Source organism: Pelomonas sp. KK5 (assembly GCF_001984095.1).
Lineage (GTDB): Bacteria > Pseudomonadota > Gammaproteobacteria > Burkholderiales > Burkholderiaceae_C > KK5.
In genome coordinates this window covers 1-22777 of sequence record NZ_LYVQ01000103.1, presented here as the reverse complement: position 1 = coordinate 22777, position 22777 = coordinate 1, and the positions used below count along the sequence as shown (strand labels likewise).

21 protein-coding genes and 1 pseudogene are annotated in these 22777 nt (G+C 69.9%); 6 read left to right on the top strand and 16 right to left on the bottom strand.

Annotated elements, in window-relative coordinates:
• Positions 1 to 233, bottom strand: a pseudogene (locus B0W88_RS17050) (DUF1269 domain-containing protein); the annotation flags it as partial.
• 178 nt (positions 234 to 411) lie between these two features.
• On the opposite strand from B0W88_RS17050, the gene lspA reads away from it, so the two are divergent.
• Both lspA and B0W88_RS17040 read left to right on the top strand, forming a co-directional pair.
• Positions 412 to 900 carry a signal peptidase II gene (gene lspA, locus B0W88_RS17045; protein WP_077035844.1) on the top strand — a complete coding sequence of 163 codons (489 nt, stop codon included), beginning with the start codon at positions 412 to 414 and terminating at the stop codon, positions 898 to 900.
• Between the two features lie 95 nt (positions 901 to 995).
• The gene (locus B0W88_RS17040) at positions 996 to 2501 is read left to right on the top strand and encodes a HAMP domain-containing sensor histidine kinase (protein WP_077035843.1); all 1506 of its coding nucleotides are present in this window, start codon (positions 996 to 998) and stop codon (positions 2499 to 2501) included.
• On the opposite strand, the gene B0W88_RS17035 is transcribed toward B0W88_RS17040, so the two are convergent.
• The gene (locus B0W88_RS17035) at positions 2498 to 3490 is read right to left on the bottom strand and encodes a quinone oxidoreductase (protein ID WP_077035842.1); all 993 of its coding nucleotides are present in this window, start codon (positions 3488 to 3490) and stop codon (positions 2498 to 2500) included. The genes B0W88_RS17040 and B0W88_RS17035 overlap by 4 nt on opposite strands.
• Positions 3491 to 3555: 65 nt before the next feature.
• On the opposite strand from B0W88_RS17035, the gene B0W88_RS17030 reads away from it, so the two are divergent.
• The gene (locus B0W88_RS17030) at positions 3556 to 4473 is read left to right on the top strand and encodes a DMT family transporter (protein ID WP_077035841.1); all 918 of its coding nucleotides are present in this window, start codon (positions 3556 to 3558) and stop codon (positions 4471 to 4473) included.
• On the opposite strand, the gene B0W88_RS17025 is transcribed toward B0W88_RS17030, so the two are convergent.
• The 3 genes from B0W88_RS17025 to B0W88_RS17015 form a co-directional block, all read right to left on the bottom strand.
• Positions 4453 to 5556, bottom strand: coding sequence for a PepSY domain-containing protein (locus tag B0W88_RS17025; RefSeq protein ID WP_077035840.1), 1104 nt, complete (start codon positions 5554 to 5556; stop codon positions 4453 to 4455). The two genes, B0W88_RS17030 and B0W88_RS17025, sit on opposite strands and share 21 nt — an antisense overlap.
• A 2-nt stretch (positions 5557 to 5558) precedes the next feature.
• Positions 5559 to 7640, bottom strand: a complete 2082-nt coding sequence (locus B0W88_RS17020) for a TonB-dependent siderophore receptor (RefSeq protein ID WP_077035839.1) — start codon at positions 7638 to 7640, stop codon at positions 5559 to 5561.
• Between the two features lie 163 nt (positions 7641 to 7803).
• Positions 7804 to 10176, bottom strand: a complete 2373-nt coding sequence (locus B0W88_RS17015) for a penicillin acylase family protein (RefSeq protein ID WP_077035838.1) — start codon at positions 10174 to 10176, stop codon at positions 7804 to 7806.
• Between the two features lie 170 nt (positions 10177 to 10346).
• On the opposite strand from B0W88_RS17015, the gene B0W88_RS34425 reads away from it, so the two are divergent.
• The gene (locus tag B0W88_RS34425; protein ID WP_198937857.1) at positions 10347 to 10517 is read left to right on the top strand and encodes a hypothetical protein; all 171 of its coding nucleotides are present in this window, start codon (positions 10347 to 10349) and stop codon (positions 10515 to 10517) included.
• Here B0W88_RS34425 and B0W88_RS17010 read toward each other — a convergent pair whose 3' ends face one another.
• The 4 genes from B0W88_RS17010 to B0W88_RS16995 all read right to left on the bottom strand — a co-directional run bounded on the left by B0W88_RS17010 (position 10518) and on the right by B0W88_RS16995 (position 14125).
• Positions 10518 to 11177, bottom strand: coding sequence for an OmpA family protein (locus tag B0W88_RS17010; RefSeq protein WP_077035837.1), 660 nt, complete (start codon positions 11175 to 11177; stop codon positions 10518 to 10520).
• Positions 11178 to 11296: 119 nt separating this feature from the next.
• On the bottom strand, positions 11297 to 12085 hold the full coding sequence (locus tag B0W88_RS17005) for an SDR family oxidoreductase (RefSeq protein WP_077035836.1): 789 nt from the start codon (positions 12083 to 12085) through the stop codon (positions 11297 to 11299).
• 4 nt (positions 12086 to 12089) lie between these two features.
• Positions 12090 to 12989 carry a DMT family transporter gene (locus tag B0W88_RS17000; protein WP_077035835.1) on the bottom strand — a complete coding sequence of 300 codons (900 nt, stop codon included), beginning with the start codon at positions 12987 to 12989 and terminating at the stop codon, positions 12090 to 12092.
• A 50-nt stretch (positions 12990 to 13039) separates the two neighbouring features.
• Positions 13040 to 14125, bottom strand: coding sequence for an ABC transporter substrate-binding protein (locus tag B0W88_RS16995; RefSeq protein ID WP_233151741.1), 1086 nt, complete (start codon positions 14123 to 14125; stop codon positions 13040 to 13042).
• 348 nt (positions 14126 to 14473) lie between these two features.
• On the opposite strand from B0W88_RS16995, the gene B0W88_RS16990 reads away from it, so the two are divergent.
• Positions 14474 to 15589, top strand: coding sequence for a GGDEF domain-containing protein (locus B0W88_RS16990; protein WP_077035833.1), 1116 nt, complete (start codon positions 14474 to 14476; stop codon positions 15587 to 15589).
• Here the strand turns inward: B0W88_RS16990 and B0W88_RS16985 are convergent.
• Positions 15509 to 16150, bottom strand: a complete 642-nt coding sequence (locus B0W88_RS16985; RefSeq protein ID WP_077035832.1) for a LysE family translocator — start codon at positions 16148 to 16150, stop codon at positions 15509 to 15511. The two genes, B0W88_RS16990 and B0W88_RS16985, sit on opposite strands and share 81 nt — an antisense overlap.
• Before the next feature lie 82 nt (positions 16151 to 16232).
• Here B0W88_RS16985 and B0W88_RS16980 point away from each other — a divergent pair, with 82 nt between their 5' ends.
• A complete protein-coding gene (locus B0W88_RS16980; RefSeq protein WP_077035831.1) occupies positions 16233 to 17843 on the top strand; it encodes a HAMP domain-containing histidine kinase in 1611 nt (536 codons plus the stop codon).
• A 203-nt stretch (positions 17844 to 18046) separates the two neighbouring features.
• Here B0W88_RS16980 and B0W88_RS16975 read toward each other — a convergent pair whose 3' ends face one another.
• From B0W88_RS16975 to B0W88_RS16950, 6 genes are all read right to left on the bottom strand, one after another.
• Positions 18047 to 19702, bottom strand: coding sequence for an MFS transporter (locus B0W88_RS16975; RefSeq protein ID WP_077035830.1), 1656 nt, complete (start codon positions 19700 to 19702; stop codon positions 18047 to 18049).
• 194 nt (positions 19703 to 19896) lie between these two features.
• Positions 19897 to 20520, bottom strand: a complete 624-nt coding sequence (locus B0W88_RS16970) for a 2-hydroxychromene-2-carboxylate isomerase (RefSeq protein ID WP_077035829.1) — start codon at positions 20518 to 20520, stop codon at positions 19897 to 19899.
• Complete coding sequence (locus tag B0W88_RS16965; RefSeq protein WP_233151740.1) at positions 20517 to 20687, bottom strand: DUF1289 domain-containing protein; 171 nt, start codon at positions 20685 to 20687, stop codon at positions 20517 to 20519. Before B0W88_RS16965 ends, B0W88_RS16970 begins: the two co-directional genes overlap by 4 nt.
• Positions 20688 to 20716: 29 nt before the next feature.
• A complete protein-coding gene (locus B0W88_RS16960; RefSeq protein ID WP_077035828.1) occupies positions 20717 to 21232 on the bottom strand; it encodes a YbaK/EbsC family protein in 516 nt (171 codons plus the stop codon).
• The gene (locus B0W88_RS16955) at positions 21216 to 21674 is read right to left on the bottom strand and encodes a thioesterase family protein (protein WP_077035827.1); all 459 of its coding nucleotides are present in this window, start codon (positions 21672 to 21674) and stop codon (positions 21216 to 21218) included. Before B0W88_RS16955 ends, B0W88_RS16960 begins: the two co-directional genes overlap by 17 nt.
• Positions 21671 to 22777 (bottom strand): PLP-dependent aminotransferase family protein (locus tag B0W88_RS16950; protein WP_144006808.1); only part of this gene is annotated, 1107 nt, incomplete at its 5' end. The genes B0W88_RS16955 and B0W88_RS16950, both read right to left, overlap by 4 nt.

Below are 22777 nucleotides of genomic sequence, written 5' to 3'. Positions count from 1 at the left end.
CCCGCCACGCCGGCTGCCGCGCCCACGCCGGCGCCGATCAGCAGCCCCGTCTGCGCGGACTCGACCAGGTCGGAGGTCTGCAGAAGGTTGGCCGCATGCAGGCCGGTCATGTCCGCGCCATCGGACGCTGCGAAGTGGATGTAGTGCTCCGATATGCGAGCCAGAAGCAGCTCGTTCATCGTTCGTTGAGCACTGCCCAGGTCGGGCAGCAGCCAGTAGATGCGTTTGCGCATGGCTCGCTCCAGTCTTGTAGTCGCCGGCGCGGCAGGTGCCGCACAGATTCGGCGTTAGCTCGACGTGGCTGCAGTTCTACGCCTGTTCATGCCGTGCGACAAGCGCGCATGCCCTGAATGAGCGTAGGACAGGCGCTACATTAGCGGCCTTGCCTTGCCCCGTCCCTCAAGATCCAACATGCCGTCCCCGTCCTCCAGTAAACGCCTGCCCCTCTGGTTCGCCATCGCCGTCCTGGCCATCGTGCTGGACCAGCTGACGAAGTGGCTGATCCTGCGCAACTTCGCCTTCGGCGACTCGGTGACGGTGACCGGCTTCTTCAACGTCGTGCGGGTCCACAACACCGGCGCCGCCTTCAGCTTCCTGGCCGGCGCCGCCGGCTGGCAGCGCTGGTTCTTCGTCGGCCTGGGCCTGATCGCCACCGGCGTCATCGGCGCGCTTCTCAAGCGCCACGGCCACCAGACCCGCTTCGCGCTGGCGCTGAGCCTGATCCTCGGCGGCGCCCTGGGCAATGTGATCGACCGGCTGCTGCACGGCTACGTCGTCGACTTCATCCAGGTGCATGCGGCCGGCTGGTACTTCCCGTCCTTCAACGTGGCCGACAGCGCCATCACCGTCGGCGCCGTGTTGCTGATCTGGGACGAGCTGAGCCGCGCGCGCAAGGCTTGAACGGGGCTCGGCAATCCGTCACGTTTGAGCGTTAGGCGCCTCCGGGCGGAGGCGATGCGGCAGCGAAAATCAGTCGCTGTTCACTCCACCGCCTCATGCTCGACTTCTCCAGCCTGAGCCACTACGACTGGCTCGACGTGCCGATGTGGGTCTACGACCCCGAACGCCAGCGCAACCTCTGGGCCAATGCGGCCGCGCTGAGCTTCTGGCGTTGCGAGACGGCGGAGGAGTTCCTGTCCTGCGAGTTCTCGGACGGCAGCAGCTCGGTGCGCGAGCGCCTGGCCGTCACCGCCTCCGACCATGCCCAGGGCCGCATCGTGCGCGAGCAATGGACGCTCTACCCCAAGGGCCAGCCCACCACGGTGATGCTGGTCTCGCGCGGCATCCGCTCGCCCGAGCGGCGCCAGATGATGCTGTTCGCCGCCGACTCGCTGGCCAGCGGCACCGACAAGTCCATGCTGCGCGGCGTCGAGGCGCTGCAGCACACCTCGGTACGCATCGCCGTGTTCTCGCTGAAGGACGGCAGCGTGCTGATGCGCAACCCGGCCGCGGCGCTGAGCTTCGGCAAGCTGGCGCCCGAGCCCGGTCAGCGCGAGTTCGAATTGCTGTTCGCCGACGAGACCGATGCCGAGCGCGTCTTCGGCCAGGTCCAGCGCGGCGAGAGCTGCCGCGGCGAACTGCTGCTGCGCACCACCGCAGGCCCGCGCTGGCATGCGGTGGACGCGCGGCCGATGCGCGACCCGGTCACCGGCGACCAGGTGATGCAGCTCAATGCCCGCGACATCACCGAGCTGAAGGCCAGCCAGACCGCGCTGGAGGCCGCCCGCGTGGCCGCCGAGGCCGCCAGCCAGGCCAAGAGCAGTTTCCTGGCCAATATGAGCCACGAGATCCGCACGCCGATGAACGGCGTGCTGGGCCTGACCGAGCTGGTGCTGCAGACCGATCTGGACGACCGCCAGCGCCGCTTCATCGAGCTGGCCCACAACTCGGCCAAGAGCCTGATGGTCATCATCAACGACCTGCTGGACGTGGCCAAGATCGAGGCCGGGCGGCTGCAGATCGAGGAGCACTCCTTCTCGCTGCACGACGCGCTGCGCGAGGCGCTGAGCCCGCTGCTGCTGACCGCCCACGAGAAGGGCATCCACCTTCAGGCGATGCTGCAGCCGGGCGTGCCGCCGCGCGTGCGCGGCGATGCGCTGCGCCTGCGCCAGGTGCTGGTGAACCTGGTCGGCAATGCGCTGAAGTTCACCGACAAGGACGGCGAGGTGCGCGTCGAGGTGCAGCCCGCGGGCACCGCCGCCACCGACGCCGCGCCCGACGCGCTGCGCCTGCGCTTCCTGGTGCAGGACAGCGGCATCGGCATGACGCCCGAGCAGATCGCCCAGGTCTTCGACCCCTTCACCCAGGCCGACGGCAGCATCACCCGCCGCTACGGCGGCACCGGCCTGGGCCTGACCATCGTCAAGCGCCTGGTGGCGCTGATGGGCGGCAGCGTGCGGGTGGAGAGCTCGCCGGGCGAAGGCTCCTGCTTCAGCTTCGAGATTGCGCTGCGGCGGGAGGCCGCCATCGCGTCAGCCTCCTCCGCCGAAGTAACGGCTTAGATCATCAGCACCGACGACCCGACGGTCTTGCGCGACTCCAGCTCGCGGTGCGCCTGCGCCACCTCGGCCAGCGGATAGCGCTGCTCCACGCGGATGTGCACCTGCCCGGCCTGCACGACGGCGAACAGCTCGTCCGCCATCGCCTGCGCCGATTCGCGCGTGGCCAAGTGCGTGAACAGTGTCGGCCGCGTCACGTACAGCGAGCCCTTGGCCGCCAGCGTGGCCAGCGGCAGTGGCGGCGCCACGCCCGAGGCATTGCCGAAGCTGGCCAGCAGGCCGAAGGGGGCGAGGCTGTCCAGCGAACCCTCGAAGGTATCGGCGCCGACCGAGTCGTACACCACCTTGACGCCCTTGCCGCCGGTGATCTCGCGCACCGTCTTCGCGAAATCGGGCGTGCTGCGGTAGTTGATGACGTGGGTCGCGCCGGCCTCCTTGGCCAGCGCGCATTTCTCGTCGGAGCCGGCCGTGCCGATCAGCTGCAGGCCCAGCGCCTTCGCCCACTGGCAGGCGATCAGGCCGACGCCGCCGGCCGCCGCATGGAACAGCACATGGTCGCCCGCCTGCAGCCCGCCCTGCGGCAGCGTGCGGCGCAGAAGGTACTGCACGGTGAGACCCTTGAGCATCATCGCCGCGCCGGTCTCGAAGCTGATCTCGTCCGGCAGGCGCACCACCGCCTTGGCCGGCATGACCCGCGCGGTCGAATAGGCGCCGGGCGGCGGGCTCGCGTAGGCGGCGCGGTCGCCGGGGGCCAGGTGCGTCACGCCCTCGCCCACCGCCTCGACCACGCCCGAGGCCTCCATGCCCAGCGTCAGCGGCACCGGCAGCTTGTAGGTGCCGTCGCGCTGGTAGACGTCGATGTAGTTGAGGCCGCAGGCCTTGTGGCGGATGCGGATCTCGCCGGGGCCGGGCTCGCCGACCTCCACGTCCACCAGCTTCATCTGCTCGGGGCCGCCCTGCTGTTCGATGCGGATCGCCTTTTCTGTGCTCATCGTCAATCCTTCCTCGTCCGGTCTGCGATGCCGGTATCCTGCCAGCCTTTGCCCCGGCCTGCTCGATGACGAAGCTGACACCCCGCCTCGCGATGATGCTGACGCTGCCGCCGCTGCTGTGGGCCGGCAATGCGGTGGTGGGCCGGCTGATGGTGGGCACGGTGCCGCCGCTGGCGCTGAACGCGATCCGCTGGATCATCGCCGGCCTGCTGCTGGCGCCGCTGGCGCGCCCCCTGTTCGCTAACCTCCAGCCTGTACTGACCCGCTGGCGCTACTTCGCGCTCGCCGGCCTGCTGGGCATGGGCAGCTACAACGCGCTGCAGTACCAGGCGCTGCACAGTTCCACGCCGCTGAACGTGACGCTGATCGCGGCCAGCATGCCGGTGTGGATGCTCGCCGTCGGCGCGCTGGCCTACGGCGTGCGGCCGACGCCGCGCGAGCTGCTGGGCGCCGTCCTGTCGCTGGCCGGCGTGGCCGTGGTGATCGCCCATGGCGAGCTGGCGGCGCTGGCGCGGGTGCACTTCGTGCGCGGCGACCTGCTGATGCTGGCCGCGGTGTTCTGCTGGTCGATCTACAGCTGGATGCTGGCGCGGCCGCCGGCCTCGATGCTGCCGGGCGCCCGGCCGGCCTGGAACTGGGCCGAGCTGCTGATGGCGCAGATCCTCTTCGGCGCGCCGCTGGCCACCGGCATGGCCGGGCTCGAGTGGGCGATCGACGGCTCGCAGCCCTTCGTCTGGGGGTCAGGTCTTGCGGCAGCGCTGGCCTATGTGGCGATCGGCCCCTCGCTGATCGCCTACCGCTGCTGGGGCGCCGGCGTGGCCGAGGCCGGGCCGGCGCTGGCGGCCTTCTTCAGCAACCTGACGCCGGTGTTCGCGGCGCTGCTGTCGGCCGCGCTGCTGGGCGAGGGGCCGCAGTGGCACCACGGCCTGGCCTTCGCGCTGATCGTCGCGGGCATCCTGGTGTCATCGCGCAAGGGCCGATGAGGCCAGGCGGCGGCGCTTCCACCACAGCCACAGGCCGGTCACGCCGAAGCAGCCCAGCGCCAGGCCGATGGCGACGTTGAGCGCCTCGTGCAGCGGGCCGCCCAGCTCGCCGGTGTGCATCGGGTAGATCCACACGACCGAGCGGGCGCCGGGGTCCAGGTCGCTCCAGCGCTGCACGCCCAGCAGACGGCCATTGCGCGGGTCCAGCCAGACCGAGCTGATGCCGTTCGGATGCGGCTCGTCGGCCAGCCTGAAGCGCACGCGCACCGGCCGGTCGAGCTTGGGCGAGAGCTGGACCAGGTTCACCAGTTCGCCGGGAAATTGCACGCGGGCCGTGGCGAGCAGTTGGTCGACCGTGGGCAGCTTGCCCTCGCCGACCGCGCCCTTGGGCAGCTTGGGCGGCTTCACCGCCACCTGCCCGCTCACCGTGTTGAACACCTCGCCCAGCGGCCGCCAGGCCATGTAGGCGCCGGTGAACACCGACACCGCCACCAGCAGGCCCAGCAGCGCACCGCCGGTGCGGTGCAGGTCGAACAGCCCGCGCAGCAGGCCGCGCCGCAGCTCGACCTTCAGGCTCGGCGGCCATTGCCGTGGCCACCACAACACGAGGCCGGTCACGAGCATGAACAGGTAGGCCAGCGCCGCGAAGGCCAGCACGGTCTTGCCGGTGTCCTGCATCAGCAGCGTGCTATGCAGCTTGTAGAGCGCGCCGGCGAAGCTGCCGGTCTCGCTGCGGCGGCCCTGCTCCTGCCCGGTGGCCGGGTCGACGAAGAGCGTGCCGATCCAGCGGCTCGCCTTCACGCTGATCTGCAGCGTGTCCCCGGGCTCGCGCGGCAGGCGGAAGATCAGCGCCGCCCCGGCACCGAACTCGGCCGCGGCCCGCTCGCGCAGCGGTTCCAGCGGCACGGCAGGTGCATCGACCGCGCTCCGCGAGACGAACAGTTCCGGATGCAGCTGCCGATCCAGCGGCTGCGCGACGATCAGCGTGGCGCCGGTCAGGCCGGCCAGCACCAGCAACCAGCCCAGGCCCAGCGCGATCCAGCGGTGAAGGCGCAGCCACAGGCGGCGCAGCGATACGTTCATGTTCAGAAGCTCAGGCGGCCCAGCACGTAGACCGTGCGCGGCGCGCCGACCATGCGGCCGGCGTTGCCGTCCACATTGCGGGTGTAGTAGCGCTTGTCGGCGAGGTTGTTGACGCCCAGGTCCACGTCGAAGCGCTTGCCGGGCTTCCAGCTCGCCTGCACGTTCCACAGCCGGTAGCCGGGAATCTGGCCGGTCGACGCGGCGGCGTTCTCGGCGACCGTGTTGGCGTTGTCGGCGTACTGCGCGGTCTGGTGGGTGGTGGACAGGTTGAAGCGCCAGTCGCCCAGGGCGTAGCGGGCGCCGACGGTGTCGGTGTTGCGCGAGTAGAAGGGCACGTCGTTGCCGGCCGTCGTGCCCGACTCCTGCAGCGCCTTCGTGAAGGTGTAGTTCAGGTAGGCCTCGAGCCCGAAGCCGAAGCGGTAGCTGAAGGCCGACTCGATGCCCTCGTGCTTCGTCGCGCCGATGTTCTGGAACAGCGTCGGCGTGACCAGCGGCACCTGCTGGATCTGGTTGTCGAACTTCAGGTGGAACACGGTCAGCTCGGCAGTGATCTCGCGCGACTGCCAGCGCGAGCCCAGCTCGAAGGTGCGGGCCAGCTCGGGCTTCAGCGGGTTGGCCGGCGTCTGCGAGTTCAGCTGCAGGTTCTGCACCGGGCCGAAGGAGGTGTTGTAGTTGCCGAAGAGCGTCAGCTCGCGGTTCAGCAGCCAGGAGACGTTCAGCGAGGGCAGCGGCTTGTTGTTGCGCACCTCGAAGGTCGAGCCGGCGGCGAGATCCTGGCGGTGCGACACGATGTGCTCGTAGCGGATGCCCGGCGTGATGCGCCAGGCGCCGACCGAGATCTTGTCGTCCAGGTAGACGGCGTGGGCGTCGGTGGCGTTGTTGAAGCTGGTGACGGCCGAGGCGGCGCCGCTGGCGATGGTCACGTTGTAGCTGTTGTCGCTGCCGCGCTCGCGCACATAGCGGTAGCCGAGGGTCAGGTCATGCGCGACGCTGCCGGCCAGCAGGCGCTGCGTGTAGCGCGGCTCGATGCCCAGCACCTGGTAGTCGCGCGGCTGCACCGCGTTCTGGGTGCGGCCGGCATTGATCAGCGAGCTCTGGCGGTTGCTCTCGTTGTAGTAGCTGCGGACCTCGAACTCCTGCGTGGCCGAGATCGTGTTGAGGTAGCCCAGGTCCAGGCCCTGGCGGCGGCCGTTCCAGAAGTCGGTCGGGCGGGTGTTCTGGAAGGCGTCGGCGTTGTACTGGGCCACGGTCAGGCCGCCCGGCGTCATCGACTTGACCTCGAAATACGAGAGCTTGCCGTAGACCTGGGCCGTGGCGCCCAGCTCGTAGCGGAACTTCACGGCCACGTCGTCCAGGTGCTCGTCGCTGCCGGCGCGCCAGTCGCTGCCGCGCAGGCCGGAGTACAGCAGGGCGACGCCCAGGCCGCTCTCGTACTGCTGGCCCAGGAAGACGCTGGCCTGCGTATTGCCGCTGGCGCCTTCGCTGTACGCATTGCGGCGCAGCGTCACGTCGCCGGCGAAGCCGACATCGTTCGGGATCGCCCGCGTGTTGAAGTTGATGATGCCGCCGACGTTCTGCGGCCCGTAGCGCACCGCGCCGCCGCCGCGCACCACGTCCACCGAGTCGATATTGGCCAGGCTGATCGGCGCGAAGGACAACTGCGGCTGGCCGTAGGGCGCCACCGCCAGCGGCACGCCGTCCAGCAGCACGGTGGAGCGCGGCGAGTAGCGGCCGGTCAGCCCGCGCACGCCGATGTTCAGCGAGATCGAACTGCCGGCGGTGCCGGAGTTCTCGCTCGCCTGCACGCCCGGCACGCGCCGCAGCAGGTCGCCGAAGCTGACGGCGCCGCTGTCGTCGATGGCCTCGCGGTCCACCACCGTGCGGGCGCCGCCGAAGCTCTTGACGCTGCCCTGCAGGCCGGTGCCGAGCCAGTTGCCACTGACCTGCACGGTCTCAAGCTGCGATGTCGCGGTGTCATCCTCCGCCCGGGCCGGGCTCGCCGCGCCGAGCAGCATCAGGATGAGGATGGACGAGGAAACGGCGTTCAGGCGCCAGGCGGCGCCACGATGGGCAATGCGATACATCGAAGTCTCGATCGGGTCGGAGTGGTGATGACTCGTGCGCTGGCTGGACTGCTCTGCGCGACACCGGTCGGGACAGGAAGTTTGGCTGGCTTGTGTCGGTGAAGAGAACTCCCTTCACCGAAAACCAGCAATGATAATCGTTCGCAACAAGACTTGCGGCGGGTCAGCTCGGGCTGAGCGTTAGCGTGTGCCGCGTATCGCCCGGCAGGAAGGGCAGCGGCTTGGCTTCGAGCCAGTAGAGGTGGTCGGCCTTGTAGAACGGCGACAGCGGGTGCGCCGACTGGCCGCCCGGGATCACCAGGATGCCCTTGTCCTCATGACCCGGGGAAACCACCATGCGCTCCGACTGGCCATGGCCCGGTAGCGCCACGCGCGGCATGTGGCGATCGCCATACATCGGCGTGGCGGGCATGTCCAGCAGCCTGGCAAGACCTGGCACCGCGGCCGACAGCGGGTGGGCGAAGCCGAGCTTGTTCTCCGAACCCCAGGTGAAGGCGGTGACGCTGCCCGCGCGCTGGATCGCCTGGTCGCGGCTCTTCAGCACCGCACGCTCGAACAGCGCATGCCAGTTGCCGCCGGCCACCGCATCGGCGCGGCGGGCCTGGATCAGCATCCAGCCGGCCGTCTCGGGCGCCAGCTTCAGGTCGCGCATCTTCAGGTGGTTCTTCTCCATCAGCGCGGCCATCGGGGCGAACAGCTCCTCCAGCGCGTCGTCGCGGAACTGGCGCACCAGCGCATAGCCGACCGCATCGGGCCGGGCCTCGTCCGCGCTCTTGTCCACCGCATCGCGGTACTCGGCCAGGCCGTTCTTGGCCACGAAGTCGGGCGTCAGCACCTCGTCCAGCAGCAGCTTGCGCCAGCGCTGCAGGAAGACCGCGCGGTAGTCCAGCTGCACGCCGTGCACCGCCGCCTCGTCGAGCTTCGGCAGCGCGCGCAGGTCGTTGCGGATCTGCTGGCCGCGGGCGCCCAGGTCGTAGCCGCCGGTGCCCAGCAGGGCCAGCGCCTCGCCGCCGACCTGGCGGGCGTTGGCGCTCCACAGGCGGCCGTCCTCGGGGTCGTAGACGCGGGGTGGGTGGTCCTCGGCGGTGAGGTAGCCGTCCCAGCCGTTGGCGCCGGTGCTCCAGTCCTGCGGCACGTTCATGTCGGCGCCGGCGGCGTAGTGCCGCTTCGGGATCGCGCCGATCACGGTCCAGCCGATATGGCCCTGGTCGTCGGCCACCAGCAGGTTCTGCGCGGGGATGCCCACGCCGGCGGCCAGCGTCAGCGCGGCCTCGGCGCTCTCGGTGCGCTCCAGCGCGATCGACTTGACGTTCAGCGCCGGCGCATCGAAGGCGACCCAGCGCAGCGCGTATTTGTCGAAGGGCGCGGCCATCACCGGGCCCCAGATGGTCTCCTTCACCTGCACGTCTTCGGCCGCGCCGCCGGCCACCTCGATGTGCTCGGTGGCCACCGTCAGCGGCTTCTCGCCTTCGGGGGTCAGGTAGTGCGTGCCGGCGGCGTTGAGCTTCAGCGCAATCACGTCGGTCCAGTCCGCCGTGCTGTTGGTGAAGCCCCAGGCGATCTTGCCGTTGCTGCCCACCGTCAGCGCCGGCGTGCCGGGCAGGCTCAGGCCCGCGACCGAGCGCTTGGCGCCCTGCTCGTCCGTCCACACCAGGCGCGCCTTGAACCAGATGCCGGGCAGGCGCGTGCCCAGGTGCATGTCGTCGGCCAGGATGGCGCCGCCGTGCGGCGTCAGCTTGCCGGCGACGGCGAAGTTGTTGCTGCCGATGTCGCGGCTGTCCTGCAGGCTGCAGTCGCTGCAGGCGACCTTCGCATCGCCGCTGCCGGCGGGCTTGAGCGCCTCGGGCCAGGGCGTCTTCGGGATCGCCACCGGCTCGATCACGCTGCCGTCGATCGCCTGCTGCCAGTCGCCGCCCAGCTGGGTGAAGAAGGCATACCACTCGGCCGGCACCGCGTCCTTCAGCGCGCCCATGGCCAGCTCATCCTTGCCCTGCGCGCCCTGCAGGTCCAGGTACATGCTCAGCACCGCCAGCATCGAGTCCTCGGGCTTCCAGGGCTGGGGCGCCTGGCGCAGCAGCCCGTATTCGAAGGGCCGCACGCTCAGATGGGCCAGGCCCTCGTTGACGCCCGCGGCATAGGCCTTGAGCATCGCCTGCTCGTCCGCGCTGAATGCGGCGACGGCCAGTTCCGCGCGATGGCGGAAGCGGTTGATCCGCCGCGCCTTGTCCAGCGGCAGCGCCTTGGCCCCGACCAGCGCCGACAGCTCGCCCGCCGCATTGCGGCGCAGCAGGTCCATCTGGAAGAAGCGTTCCTGCGCGTGGGTGAAGCCCAAAGCGCGGGCCGCGTCGAGCCGGCTGGCGGCGGTGATGGTGACGTAGCCGCGCTCGTCGCGCTCGATCTTCACCGGCGCGCTAACGGCGGATTTCAGCTGACCGTCGTAGGTCGGCATGCTGCCGCGCAGCCCGAAGTAGAGCGCCAGGGCCAGCAGCGCAATGAGGACCAGCAGGCCGATGAGGATGCGACGGATCAGGGTCATGGAGCGGTAGCGATGAGTAGCTAACTGCCATTGTCAGCGCCAAGTCGGTGCGTCCGACTCGGCGTGTTCCCGTAGGACCGGGCCTACCACGGCGAACGCCGCGCTCCGACCGGCGCGGCCCTCCACCAAGCCTAGAGTCATCGGCAACACACGACTACAAAGGAGTTGCCATGTCCTTCGCTCTGTACATCGTCGGGCTCCTGGTGCTGCTGGGCGGCGTCGCCTGGGGCCTGGCCACCGCGGGCCTGGGTTCGACCTACATCGCCATCATCTGCCTTGTCATCGCCGGCCTCGGCATCATGGGCGCGGTCGCAAGGACCCGCGCCAAGGATCCGAGCTGATCAGCCGCGCTGCTCGGGCTCGCGCAGGTAGATCTCCACCCGGCGGTTCTTCGCGCGGCCGGCCTCGGTCGCGTTATCGGCGATCGGCTCGTGCTCGCCGCGGCCGGTGGTCTGGATGCGCGAGCCGGCCACGCCGCGGTCTTCCAGGTAGCCGCGCACGCTGTCCGCGCGGCGCTGGGACAGCGGATCGTTGACCGCATCGCTGCCGGTGTTGTCGGTATGGCCGACGATGCGCACGTTCACCGCCGGATCGTCCTTCAGCCCGTAGGCGAAGTCGTCCAGCACGCCGCGCAGGTTGGGCTTGATGTCGGCGCGGCCGACGTCGAAGGAGATGTCGCTCGGGATGTTGACCTTGAGCTGGTTGTCGGCCGTGCGGGTGACCTCGACGCCGGTGCCCTGGGTCTTCTGCTCCAGCGCGCGCTGGCGTTCCTCCATCTTGCGCGACCAGATGTTGCCGCCGATCGCGCCGGCCGCCGCGCCGATGACGGCGCCGGTGGCCGCGGTGTTGCGGTTGCCGACCAGCGCGCCGAGGATGGCGCCGCCGGCCGCGCCGATGCCGGCGCCCTGGGCGGTGCCCTTCTGTTCGGGCGTCATGTTCGAGCAGGCGGCCAGCAGGCTCAGCGAGAGGGCGCTGCAGGCGAGGCGGGTCTTGTTGTTCATCGGTACTCCTTGTGGATGAAGAATGTGCAAGGCGCAGTCTTGTCGAGAGCCGCCCGCAGGGTCAACGCCGAAGCCGGGTGGTTTCGTCCATTCAATTGCAAGCGGTCGTGAACGGGATCTCAGAACGTGCCCGGATACGCCCCGCCATCGAGCAGGATGTTCTGCCCGGTCAAGTAACCGGCCTGTGCGCTGCACAGCATCGCGCAGATCTGGCCGAACTCCTCGGCCGTGCCGAAGCGCTGCGCCGGGATGGCCGCACGGCGCTTGTCCGCCACCGCCTCCACCGATTCGCCGCTGCGCGCCACCGCCGCCGCCCAGCCCTTGCGCAGCCTTTCGGTATCGAAGGCGCCCGGCAGGAGGTTGTTGATCGTCACGTTGCGGCCGGCCAGGCGCGGCTGGCGCGCCACGCCGGCGACGAAACCGGTCAGCCCCGAGCGCGCGCCGTTGGACAGGCCCAGCACGTCGATCGGCGCCTTCACCGAACCGGACGTGATGTTGACGACCCGGCCGAAGCCGCGCGCCGCCATCGCGTCCACCGTGGCCTTGATCAGCTCGATCGGCGCCAGCATGTTCGCTTCCAGCGCGGCCAGCCACTGCTCGCGGCCCCAGTCCCGGAAGTCGCCGGGCGGCGGGCCGCCGGCGTTGTTGACCAGGATGTCCACCTGCGGGCAGGCCGCCAGCGCAGCGGCGCGGCCCTCGGGCGTGGCGATGTCGCCGGCCACGGCGCGCACCTCGACATGCGGGTTCGCCGCGCGCAAGGCGGCGGCCGTGGCCTGCAGCACCTCATCGCCCCGCGCGGTGATCACGAGGTTGACGCCCTCGCCCGCCAGCGCCTCGGCGCAGCCGCGGCCCAGCCCCTTGCTCGCCGCGCAGACCAGCGCCCAGCGGCCTTTCAGTCCCAGGTCCATCGCATCACCTCCATCTCGTCAGCAGCCACACGCCGCCCATCACCAGCACCGTGCCGGCCGCCACCCAGGGCGTGAACGGTTCGTCGAGGATCACCACGCCCATCAGGATCGTGGACATCGGCCCGATCATGCCGGTCTGCGCGGCGATCGTCGCGCCCACCCGCTCGATCGCCATCATCACCAGCAGCACCGGCGCGAAGGTGCACAGCACCGCATTGAGCACCGACAGCCACACCACCGCCGGCTGCACCGTCAGCGCCGCATCGAGCGGCCGCACCAGCAGGAACTGGCCGATGCAGAACAGGCAGGCCACCGAGGTCGCGACGCCGGTGAGCCGCAGCGCGCCCAGGCGCTGCACCTCCTCGCCGCTGTAGACCAGGTACAGCGCATAGCTGATCGCGCTGCCGAACACCAGCGCGGCGCCGAGCCAGACATTGCTGCCCTGGAAGTGCAGCTCGTGGCCGAACACCAGCAGCACGCCCGCATAGCTGACCGCCAGCGCCACCAGCTGCCGCGCCGTCACGCGCCGCTTGAACAGCAGCGCGCCGAGGAACAGCACGATGGTCGGGTTCAGATAGAGGATCAGCCGCTCGAAGCTGGCCGAGACATAGGCCAGGCCCGCGAAGTCCAGGTAGCTGGCCATGTAATAGCCGGAGAAGCCCAGGCCCGTCACCACGATCCAGTCGCGCCGCGCCAGCGGCGGCTTGCCGCGGCTGGCCCAGATCGAGAGCGCCAGGAACAGCGGCAGCGCGAACAGCATGCGGAACATGATCAGCGTCACCGCGTCCACGCCGTGGCGGTAGGCAAGCTTGACGATGATCGCCTTGCCGGCAAAGCAGACGGCGCCGACGGAGGCCATCGCCAGGCCGGGCCACAGGGGCTTGTGTTGGAGGACAGCGGACATCGGCGGCCATTCTATGGACGCCATCCCTGCCCTCCCCCGGGCCCGTGCGATCAGCGAAGGAACCGGCCGTCCGCGCTGATGATGGACACGTCGGTGAACTCGAGGCCCGCATGGTTCTGCGGCCCGATCGCCAGGTCCAGGCCGCCGAGGTCCACCCGCTGCAGCGAATCCAGCGCCTTCAGCAGGCCCTCGCGGCTGAGGTCCTTGCCCGCGCGGCGCAGGCCCTCGACCAATACCTTGGCCGCGGCGAAGCCCTCGATCGCCGCCGGGCTCAGCTCGTTGCGCCCGCGCGCCCGCGCCAGCGCCTGCGCCTCGCGCACCAGCGGCGTGGAGGCCGAGCGCTCGTAGGGGAACAGCTGCGTGACGATGACGCCGCGGGTGTTGCCGCCCAGCGCCTTGACGAAGTCGGCCGAGGCGTTGTTCGACAACGTAGCCACCGGCGCGCTGGAGCCCGCCGCACGCAATGCGGTCACGCCCTCCACCACCGCATAGGCCGGGCCGATCAGCAGCACCGCCTCGGCATCCGCCTTGGCCAGCTGCTGCATCAGCGGCGCCAGCTCGGGCTTGCGGGCGTCGTAGCGCAGCACCGCCGTCGCCCGCATGCCCACCGCCTCCAGCCCCTTCAGCGCGCCGGTGCCCGCATCGCTGCCGAAGTCATCGTTGACCTGCACGATGGTCAGCCGCTTGGCGCCCATGCCGTGCAGGTGGCGCACCGCCCGCTCGGCCTCGCGCTGGAAGCTGGCGCGCACGTTGAACACATACGGGTTGAAGGGCTCGCGCAGCTGGCGCGCGCCGGTGGCCGGCGCGATCAGCGCCATGCGGTTCTCCGCCAGCAGCGGCAGCAAGGCCTGCGAAGGCGCCGTGCCGCGCGAGAGGAACAGCGCGAGCACGCCCTGCTCGATCAGGCTGCGCGCGTTGGCCGCGGCCTGCTGCGGGTCGTAGCGGTCGTCCAGCGAGATCAGCTCGATGCGCTGGCCCTTGATGCCGCCCTGCGCGTTTACCGCGTCCAGGTACAGGCGCGCGCCGTCAGTGCTCTCCTGCACGCTGGCAGCCGCCGGGCCGGTGAAGGCGGCGCTCTGGCCGATGCGGATCTGCGCCGCCGCCAGCAGCGGCAACGCCGCCAGACCTAACGCCACGCATCGGCTGACTAACCTTGAAGTTCGACGCATCCTGCCACCCCCATCCGAGATCGGCGGGATTCTTGCCCAGCGGCGGCCGGCGCTGGTGCGGCAGGCGTGCGGGGAAACCCGTGCGCGTGGCGCCCACGCCGCGCGGCGCCGCGGCATTCATGCATTAGTTGACGGAATGCCGCGCAGCGGTGTGGCGAAACCGGCGCACCCCGTTGGCAAGGCCTGACCCCGGGCCTACGCTGCGCGCTCGCATCGAAGAAGCAAGCAGTACCGAGGCCCGGCACCGTCCACCCGAGAGGCAGGACAGGACGCCACGGGTCTGCGCACGCGACCTGAAAAAGAAGAGGGACCTCGATGAAATACCTGGAAAGCAAGAGCCGCAGCGCCGAGCACCTGCGCGCCGCCCTGCCGCTGATGACGCGGCAGGCCACCGCCTTGCACCCGATCAGCTATGCGGTCTGGTACGAGTTCGTCAGCGGCGGCAACCCCGACCTGGCCCGCGAGATCGAACAGCTCACCCACGACGGCACGACGCTGGACGACGCCTGCACCCGCGCGCTGTTCCGCCGCCACGTGGCCGAGCCCGACAACGAGGCCGCGCGCCAGCTGAACGACGGCCTGACCCGCATGCTTGAATCGATCGCTGCCTCGGCCACCCAGGCCGGCGAAGACACCGCGCGGCTGGACGGCTCGCTCAGCGGCTGGGTCGACCAGTTGCTCGCGCAGGCCGAGGAGCCCAGTCAGGCCGCAGCGCCGGCCACGCAGGCCGAACTGCTGCAGCAGGTGGTGGCCGATACCCGCGAGATCCGCCAGGTGATGGGCTCGCTGCAGCAGCAGCTCGACGCCAGCCAGGGCGAGATCCAGCGCCTGCGCGAGGAGGTGCAGCGCGCCCGCAGCGAGGCCTTCGTCGACGCGTTGACCGGGCTGGCCAACCGCCGCGCCTTCGAGCAGCGCCTGGAGGCCGCCGGCAGCCCCTGCGCCCTGGTGCTGGGCGACATCGATTTCTTCAAGAACATCAACGACAGCTTCGGCCATGCCTTCGGCGACCAGGTGCTGCGCGCGGTGGCGCAGACGCTGCAGCAGGCCTGCACCGGCGGCGATGCGCTGGCCGCCCGCGTCGGCGGCGAGGAGTTCGCGCTGCTGCTGCCGGGCCTGGGCCTGGAGCAGGCCCGCATGCTGGCGGACCATCTGCGGCAGAAGGTGTCGCTGGGGCGGGTGCGGCGCGGCGGCCAGTCCGAATCCATCGCGCGGGTGACGATCTCGCTGGGCGTGGCCGAGCGCCGGCCCGGCGAGAGCAGTGGCGAGTTCTTCGAGCGGGCCGACCGTGCGCTCTATGCCTCCAAGCGCGATGGGCGCAACCGCGTCACCGCGGACGGCGCGAGCGCCACATCAGGCCCGGTCGACCAGCCCGTACAACTGCCAGCCGGCAAACAGCGCCAGCAGCACCGCGCTGACCCGCTGCACGCCTAGGCGCCAGCGCGCATCGAAGCGCGCGCCGAGGCGGCCGACCACCGCGCTGAGCAGCAACCACCACAGCGCCGAGCCGGCGAACACGCCCAGCACCAGCAGCCACGGCGGCACCTGGGCGCCGCGCACCGCCAGCGCACCGAACACCGCCATGAAGGAGAAGATCGTGGCCGGGTTGGACAGCGTCAGGAGCAGCGTGCCGGCGAACATGCCGGGCAGCCCGCCGCGCACCGCGGCCGGTGTCGCGGCCATGCTCGCGGGCCGGCTGCGCCACAGGCCCCAGGCCATCCACAGCAGGAAGGCCGCGCCGGCCAGCCCCAGCGGCACGCGGGCGCCGGTCATCAGCCGGATCACGCCATTGATGCCGTACGCACCGATGGCGCCGTACAGGCCGTCGGCCACGGCCGCTCCCAAACCGGTGGCAAGGCCCGCTCGCTGGCCATGGTCGATGCTGCGCTGGATCGTCAGCAGGCCGATCGGGCCCACCGGCGCGGCGATCGACAGGCCGATCAGGACCGACTGGGCCAGCACCGCGGCCGGCACAAGCTCTGTGATTTGTGGCATCGCCAAATGCTAGCCGCTGAGGATGGGCGTTAGTACCGGCTTTGCCCCTAAACTGGCCCTTCCTCGACCGTCACACAAGCCGATGCCCGCAGCCGAGAAGCCTGCCGACCAGCGCCGCGGCCTTGCCGCCTTGGTGGCCTTCTGGCGGGGCCCGCTGCACTACGTGGTGATCCTGGCGCTGCTGGTGGGCCTGGTGGTGCCGACGGCGCTGGTGCTGGTCTACGACGCGAACCGGACCCGCCGCCTGGCGATGGAGGACCTGCACCGCGACCTGGCCCGCACCGCCGAGGTGATGGCGCTGTCGCTGGCCGAGCCGGTCTGGCAGGTGTCTCCCGACCTGGCCGAGCCGATGATCAAGGCCCAGTTCGACGACCCGCGCTTCGTCTCCATGCAGGTGATGGAGCCCAGCTCCGCCCAGCCCTTCCTGCGCCACTCGCGCCCGCAGGCCGCCGACGAGCAAGACCTGACCCTGGCCGAGACCCGCCCCGTGCTGCGCGACGGACGCGAGATCGCCCAGCTGACCGTCCGCATGAGCGCCGCCCCGCTGCTGCGCACCAAGAAGGCCGAGATGCTGGCCGCCCTGTGGCGCAGCGCCGGCGTGCTGGCGCTGTCGTCCGTCCTGATCCTGTGGGTGATGCGGATCTTCGTGCTGCAGCCGATGACGCGGCTGACCGGGGCGGCCGAGTCGCTCGCCTCCGGCAAGCTCGACGAGCCGCTGGAGCTGCCCGGCGCCGACGAGATCGCCCGCGTGGGCGTGGCCATGGACCGCATGCGCCAGGCCCTGGTCACCGCCTTCGAGGCGCTGCGCAACCATGCGGCAACGCTGGAGCAGACCGTCGAGCAACGCACCGCGCAGCTGACCTCCAGCAACGCCGAGCTGTCGCAGGCGCTGGGCGACCTGCAGCGCGCGCAGGCCGAGCTGGTGGAGTCCGAGAAGCTGGCCTCGCTGGGACGGCTGGTGGCCGGCGTGGCGCACGAGCTGAACACGCCGCTGGGCAATGCGCTGACGGTGGTTTCGTCGCTGGAGGACCGCTTCGCCGCGCTGGACGCGATGATGAACAGCAAGGAGCCGATGCGCCGCAGCGTGCTGCTGGAGCTGGTGCAGGCGACCCGCCACGGCCAGGACATCCTGCATCGCAACGTCCAGAAGGCGGCCGACCTGGTGCGCGACTTCAAGCAGGTCTCGACCGACCAGAGCACCGACCAGCGGCGCGATTTCGACATCGCCCAGGTGGTGGAGGAGGTGCTGGTGATGGTCGAGCCGCGCTTCAAGCCTACGCCTTACGCCATCGAGACCCAGTTGCAGCCAGGCCTGGTGATGAACAGCTTCCCCGGTTCGCTGGGCCAGGTGCTGGTGAACCTGCTGATGAATACGCTGGTCCACGCCTTCGAGGGCGCGGACCGCGGCCTCGTCACGATCCGCTGCGTCGCACAGGACCGCGACGACGTGGAACTCAGCGTCAGCGACGACGGCAAAGGCATGGACGAATCGGTGCGCCGCCGCATCTTCGACCCCTTCTTCACCACCAAGCTGGGCACCGGCGGCTCGGGCCTGGGCATGCACATCGTGCACAACATCATCATCAACGTGCTGGGCGGCCACATCGAGGTCCACTCCAGCCCCGGCGAGGGCGCGCGGATGGTGATGCGGCTGCCGAGAGTGGCGCCGCAGCGGGTGCCGGCGGCGGCGTGAAGTGAACCCCTCGCCCAGTCTCGCCTCGCTGAACGCGGGCGGGCCTGGTCGGTCCCCCGAGGGGACGACGACGCATGCGGCATCGAGCCGCAGGCGTCGCCAGTGGGCCGGCTTGGGGCGGCCCGGCGCTCGGCCCGAAACACAAGCCCCCAATGCAAAGCGCGGCCCTCGGGCCGCGCTAGCTTCATTCAGAAGGGACTCGATCAGTCCGCAGCATAGATATTGACGTCCTTGGTCTCCTTCACGAACAGCGTGCCCACCACGAAGGTGATCGTCGCGAAGATGATCGGGTACCAGAGGCCGTTGTACATATTGCCGGTCTGCGCCACGATGGCCACGGCGGTGGCCGGCAGCAGGCCTCCGAACCAGCCGTTGCCGATGTGGTACGGCAGGCTCATCGAGGTGTAGCGGATGCGGGTCGGGAACAGCTCCACCAGCATCGCGGCGATCGGGCCGTAGACCATGGTCACGTAGATGACCAGCAGCACCAGGATCGCGATCACCAGCGGCTTGTTCATCTTGGCATCGTCGGCCTTGCCGGTCGGGTAGCCGTGATCCTTCAGCGCGCCGGCCAGCTCCTTCTTGAACGCGGCTTCCTTCTCCTTGGCGGCCGGGTCCTTGGCCGAGTAGGCCTCGATCACCTTGTCGCCGATCTGGATCTTGGCAGTGCCGGTGCCCGGGATCGTGTCATAGCTCACCGAGCCGGCGGCCAGGGCCTGCTTGGCCACGTCGCAGGAGCTGGTGAACTTGGCCGTGCCGGTCGGGTTGAACTGGAAGCTGCACTCGGCCGGATCGGCGGTGATGGTCACCTTCGACGAGGCCTGCGCGGCGGCCAGGTCCGGGTTGGCGGCCTTGGTCAGCGCCCCGAACAGCGGCATGTAGGTCAGCGCGGCGATCAGGCAGCCGGCCATGATGATCGGCTTGCGGCCGATCTTGTCGGACAGCGAACCGAACAGGATGAAGAAGGGCGTGCCGATGGCCAGCGCGATCGCGATCATGATGTTCGCGGTGTTGCCGTCGACCTTCAGCGGGCCGGTCAGGAAGAACAGCGCGTAGAACTGCCCCGTGTACCAGACCACCGCCTGGCCCATCGTCAGGCCCACCAGCGCCAGGATCACGATCTTCAGGTTCTTCCACTGGCCGAACGATTCGGAGAGCGGCGCCTTGGAGGTCTTGCCCTCGGCCTTCATCTTCTGGAAGGCGGGCGACTCGTTCATGCTCATGCGGATCCACACGCTGATGCCCAGCAGCAGCACGGAGACCAGGAAGGGCACGCGCCAGCCGTCCTTGGCGAACTCGGCCTCGCCGACCATCGTGCGGGTGCCGACGATCACCAGGATCGACAGGAACAGGCCCAGCGTCGCGGTGGTCTGGATCCACGAGGTGAAGGCGCCGCGCTTGCCGTGCGGCGCGTGCTCGGCCACATACGTTGCCGCGCCGCCATATTCGCCACCGAGCGCCAGGCCTTGGAGCATGCGCAGGCCGATCAGGATGATCGGGGCGGCCCAGCCGATCTTGTCGAAGTTGGGCAGCAGGCCGACCAGGAAGGTCGACATGCCCATGATCAGGATGGTCACCAGGAAGGTGTACTTGCGGCCGATCATGTCGCCGAGCCGGCCGAACACCAGCGCGCCGAAGGGTCGCACCAGGAAGCCCGCGGCAAAGGCCAGCAGCGAGAAGATGTCGCGCGAGGCCGGGTCCAGCGGGGTGAAGAACTGCTTGCCGATGATGGCGGCGAGCGTCCCGTACAGGTAGAAGTCGTACCACTCGAACACGGTCCCGAGCGAGGAAGCGAAGATGACCTTCTTCTCTTCCTTCGTCATCGGCGTGGCGGTGGACACTGCGCTTGCAGTTGCCATGGTTGTCTCCGAAGTTGTGCTGATCGTTCATGAACCGCCCAACCGCGGTTCTGACCGGCACTATCGGAGGCCGCTCTGACACTCTTCTGACGTGACGCTGAATCCAAACTGACAAACTCGGGTGCAACCCGCGGGGTTCATTTCGTGATGCGAGATGGAAGACCGCTGCAAGGGTTTGTCCCTGACCCTAACTTTCAGGCTCGACGGACCACGCCGGGTCGGGTCTTGCCGGCCTCGTCCCAGGTCGGGCCGGCGAAAAACGCATCGCCGCGCAACTGGCCGGCCAGCATCGGCAGCGCGTCCAGGCCCCAGAAAAGGCGGCCGTCGGCCTCGAAGGTGGGCACGCCGAACACCCCGCGCTTGAGCGCACGCTCGGTCTCGTTGCGCAGCAGGTCCTTGACCGGTTCGCCGGCCGGATCCTGCTGCGGCGCCACCGCCGCCTGCAGGTCCCCTTCCCCGCCGCGCCAGACATGGCGGAAGATCTGCTCGCACACCCGGCGGCTCGGCGTCTGCCCCGGCATCGCCGGCGCGGCCCAGGCCAGGCGCAGCAGCGGCAGCGGGTTGAACGGATGCTGGGCCGGCACCTGCAGCGGGATGCCCAGTTGCTCGGCCTGCCAGGCCACTTGGCGGAAGGTCCACTGCCGCTTGCTCTCGATCTCGGCCGGGCCCTTCTGGCCCAGCGCATGCAGCAGCGCGGCGAACAGGATCGGGCGGTACTCGACCTCGTAGCTGAGGCCCGCCAGCGCCTCCGGCAGACGCTCGAAGGCCAGGTAGGCGTAGGGCGAGACGGGGTCGAAGTAGAAGGTGATGGTCTTCATGGCGAATCCGGGTGTCCGGCGGCGATGCCGTGGTCGAAGAGGAGTTCGCGCCGGGCAGGCAGGCGCTCGAGGATCTGCAGCTTCAGCGCGTCGTCGGCACGGCCCCAGACGACGATCTCGTCGATCGTGCGGGCGCAGCCTTCGCACAGGCCGGTCGGCTCATGCATGCGGCAGATGTTGATGCAAGGCGATTCGATCACGATGCCTGCATCGCGTCGATGACGGGCGCGCCGGTCAGCGCGACCAGTTCGTCCGGCGTCATCCGGAACACCCCGTTCGGATGACCCGCGGCGGCCCAGATCACGTCGAAGCGGAACAGCTCGCGGTCGATGAAGACGAGCGGATGCGCCTCGCCATCGACCGGCGCAAAGCCCAGCGGCGACACACCGCCGATCGAGAAGCCGGTGCGCGCCTTGACGAAATCGGCATCGGCACGGCCCAGCGGCCCGGTGTGCTCCTTCAGCTTCTTCTCGTCCACCCGCAGATCGCCGGAGGCGATCACCATCACCGCGGCATCGTCGGCCTTGCGGCGGAAGACGACCGACTTGGCGATCTGGCCCAGCGCGACGCCCAGCGCGTCGGCGGCTTCCTGCGAGGTGCGGGCGGTCTGTTCCAGCCACAGCGGGGTGTGGGCATGCCGCCTGTCTGCAAGCGCGGCGCTCACGCGCTTGAAGCCGTCGGGTCGTTGGAGGTCATCAGGGCTGTTGTCCATGCCCCGATTCTCTCGCAGCCCCCACGTAGGCGCTGACGAACTCCGGTGGCATGCGGCGCGGCCGGCCGCTGCTGATCTCGATGCAGACCAGGTCCCAGCGGCCACGCATCAGCGTCGCCCCGTCGCTCTCGCGCACCAGCTGGAAGCGGCGCTCCATCACCAGCTTGCCGTCGCCGGGCAGCAGCCAGGTGCCGAGGGTCAGGTCTTCACCGAGGAAGGAAGGCAGCAGGTAGTCGTACTCGCCGCGGCGGATCGCCATCGCGCGGTCCAGCCGGGTGTAGTCGGCCAGGCTCAGGTTCAGCGCCTCCGAGTGCGCCCAGCCGATGCGCTCGCACCACTGCACGTAGACCGCGTTGTTGGTGTGGTTCAGGCCGTCGATGTCCTCGGGCCGAGGGCTGACACGCAGGATGAACGGGTCGGAAATATCCCAGGCAATCGTCATCCCGAGATCTTAGCGAGCAGCGCGCGGGCACTGCCCTGCGCCTGCAGACGCTCGCGCAGGTAGGCCGCCAGGCCCAGGTGCTGGGCCAGCACGACGTTGAAGCGGATGTGCGGGCTGGGCGTGCCGTGGGCGCTGAAGCTGGCGCCGCGGGCCAGCACGAAGCCGTGCTGCAGCGCGTCCTGCGCGAGCAGGTCCGCGTCCGCGGCGCTCGGCACCCGGCCCCACAGGAACAGCCCGCCCTCCCCCGGCGCATCGAAGGCAATACCGGCCTCCGACAACTGACGCATGCTCGCGTTGCGCGCAGCGACGAGCCTGCGCTGCAGCCGCTCCAGGTGCTTGCGCCAGCGGCCCGCCGCCAGCGCCTCCTGCATCACGTACTCGTTCAGCGCCGGCGTGGTCAGCACGGTGACGATCTTCTCGCGCAGCAGCGGCTTCAGCAGCGCCGGATCGGCCGCCACATAGCCCAGCCGCAGCGCCGGGCTCAGCGCCTTGCAGAAGGACGAGATGTAGATCACCCGCTCGAAGCCGGCCAGCGCCGCCAGGCGTGTCGTCGCGTGGCCCGGATGGAAGTGGCCGTGGACGTCGTCCTCGACGAGCAGGACCCCATGCTGCTGCGCCAGCGTCAGCAGCCGGTGCAGGTTCGCGGGGCTGCTGCCCCAGCCGGTCGGGTTGTGCAGCACCGTCTGCACGAACATCAGGCGCGGCCTGTGTTCGCGGCAGGCGGTCTCCAGCTCGTCGAGGTCGATGCCGTCGACTCTGCGGGTTATGGGAACGATGCGCAGGCCCTGGTCGCGCAACCGGCCGAACATCAGGAAGTAGCCCGGGTCCTCGACCAGCACCGTGTCGCCGGGCTGCAGGAAGGCGCGGCAGACCAGGTCGATGGCCTGCGTCGCGCCGTAGGTCGTCAGGATGCGGCCGGCGTCCACCGGCATGCCCTGCGAGCGCATCAGCAGCGCGATGCGCTCGCGCAGCTCCGGCAGGCCCTGCGGCGGGCAGCGCGAGGCCAGGCCGGCGGCGCTGTTGGCCAATGCACGCTGCACCGCCGCCGCCGGGATCGCGTCCTGCAGCCAGGCGGCCGGCAGCGCGCCGCTGCTGGCCAGCAC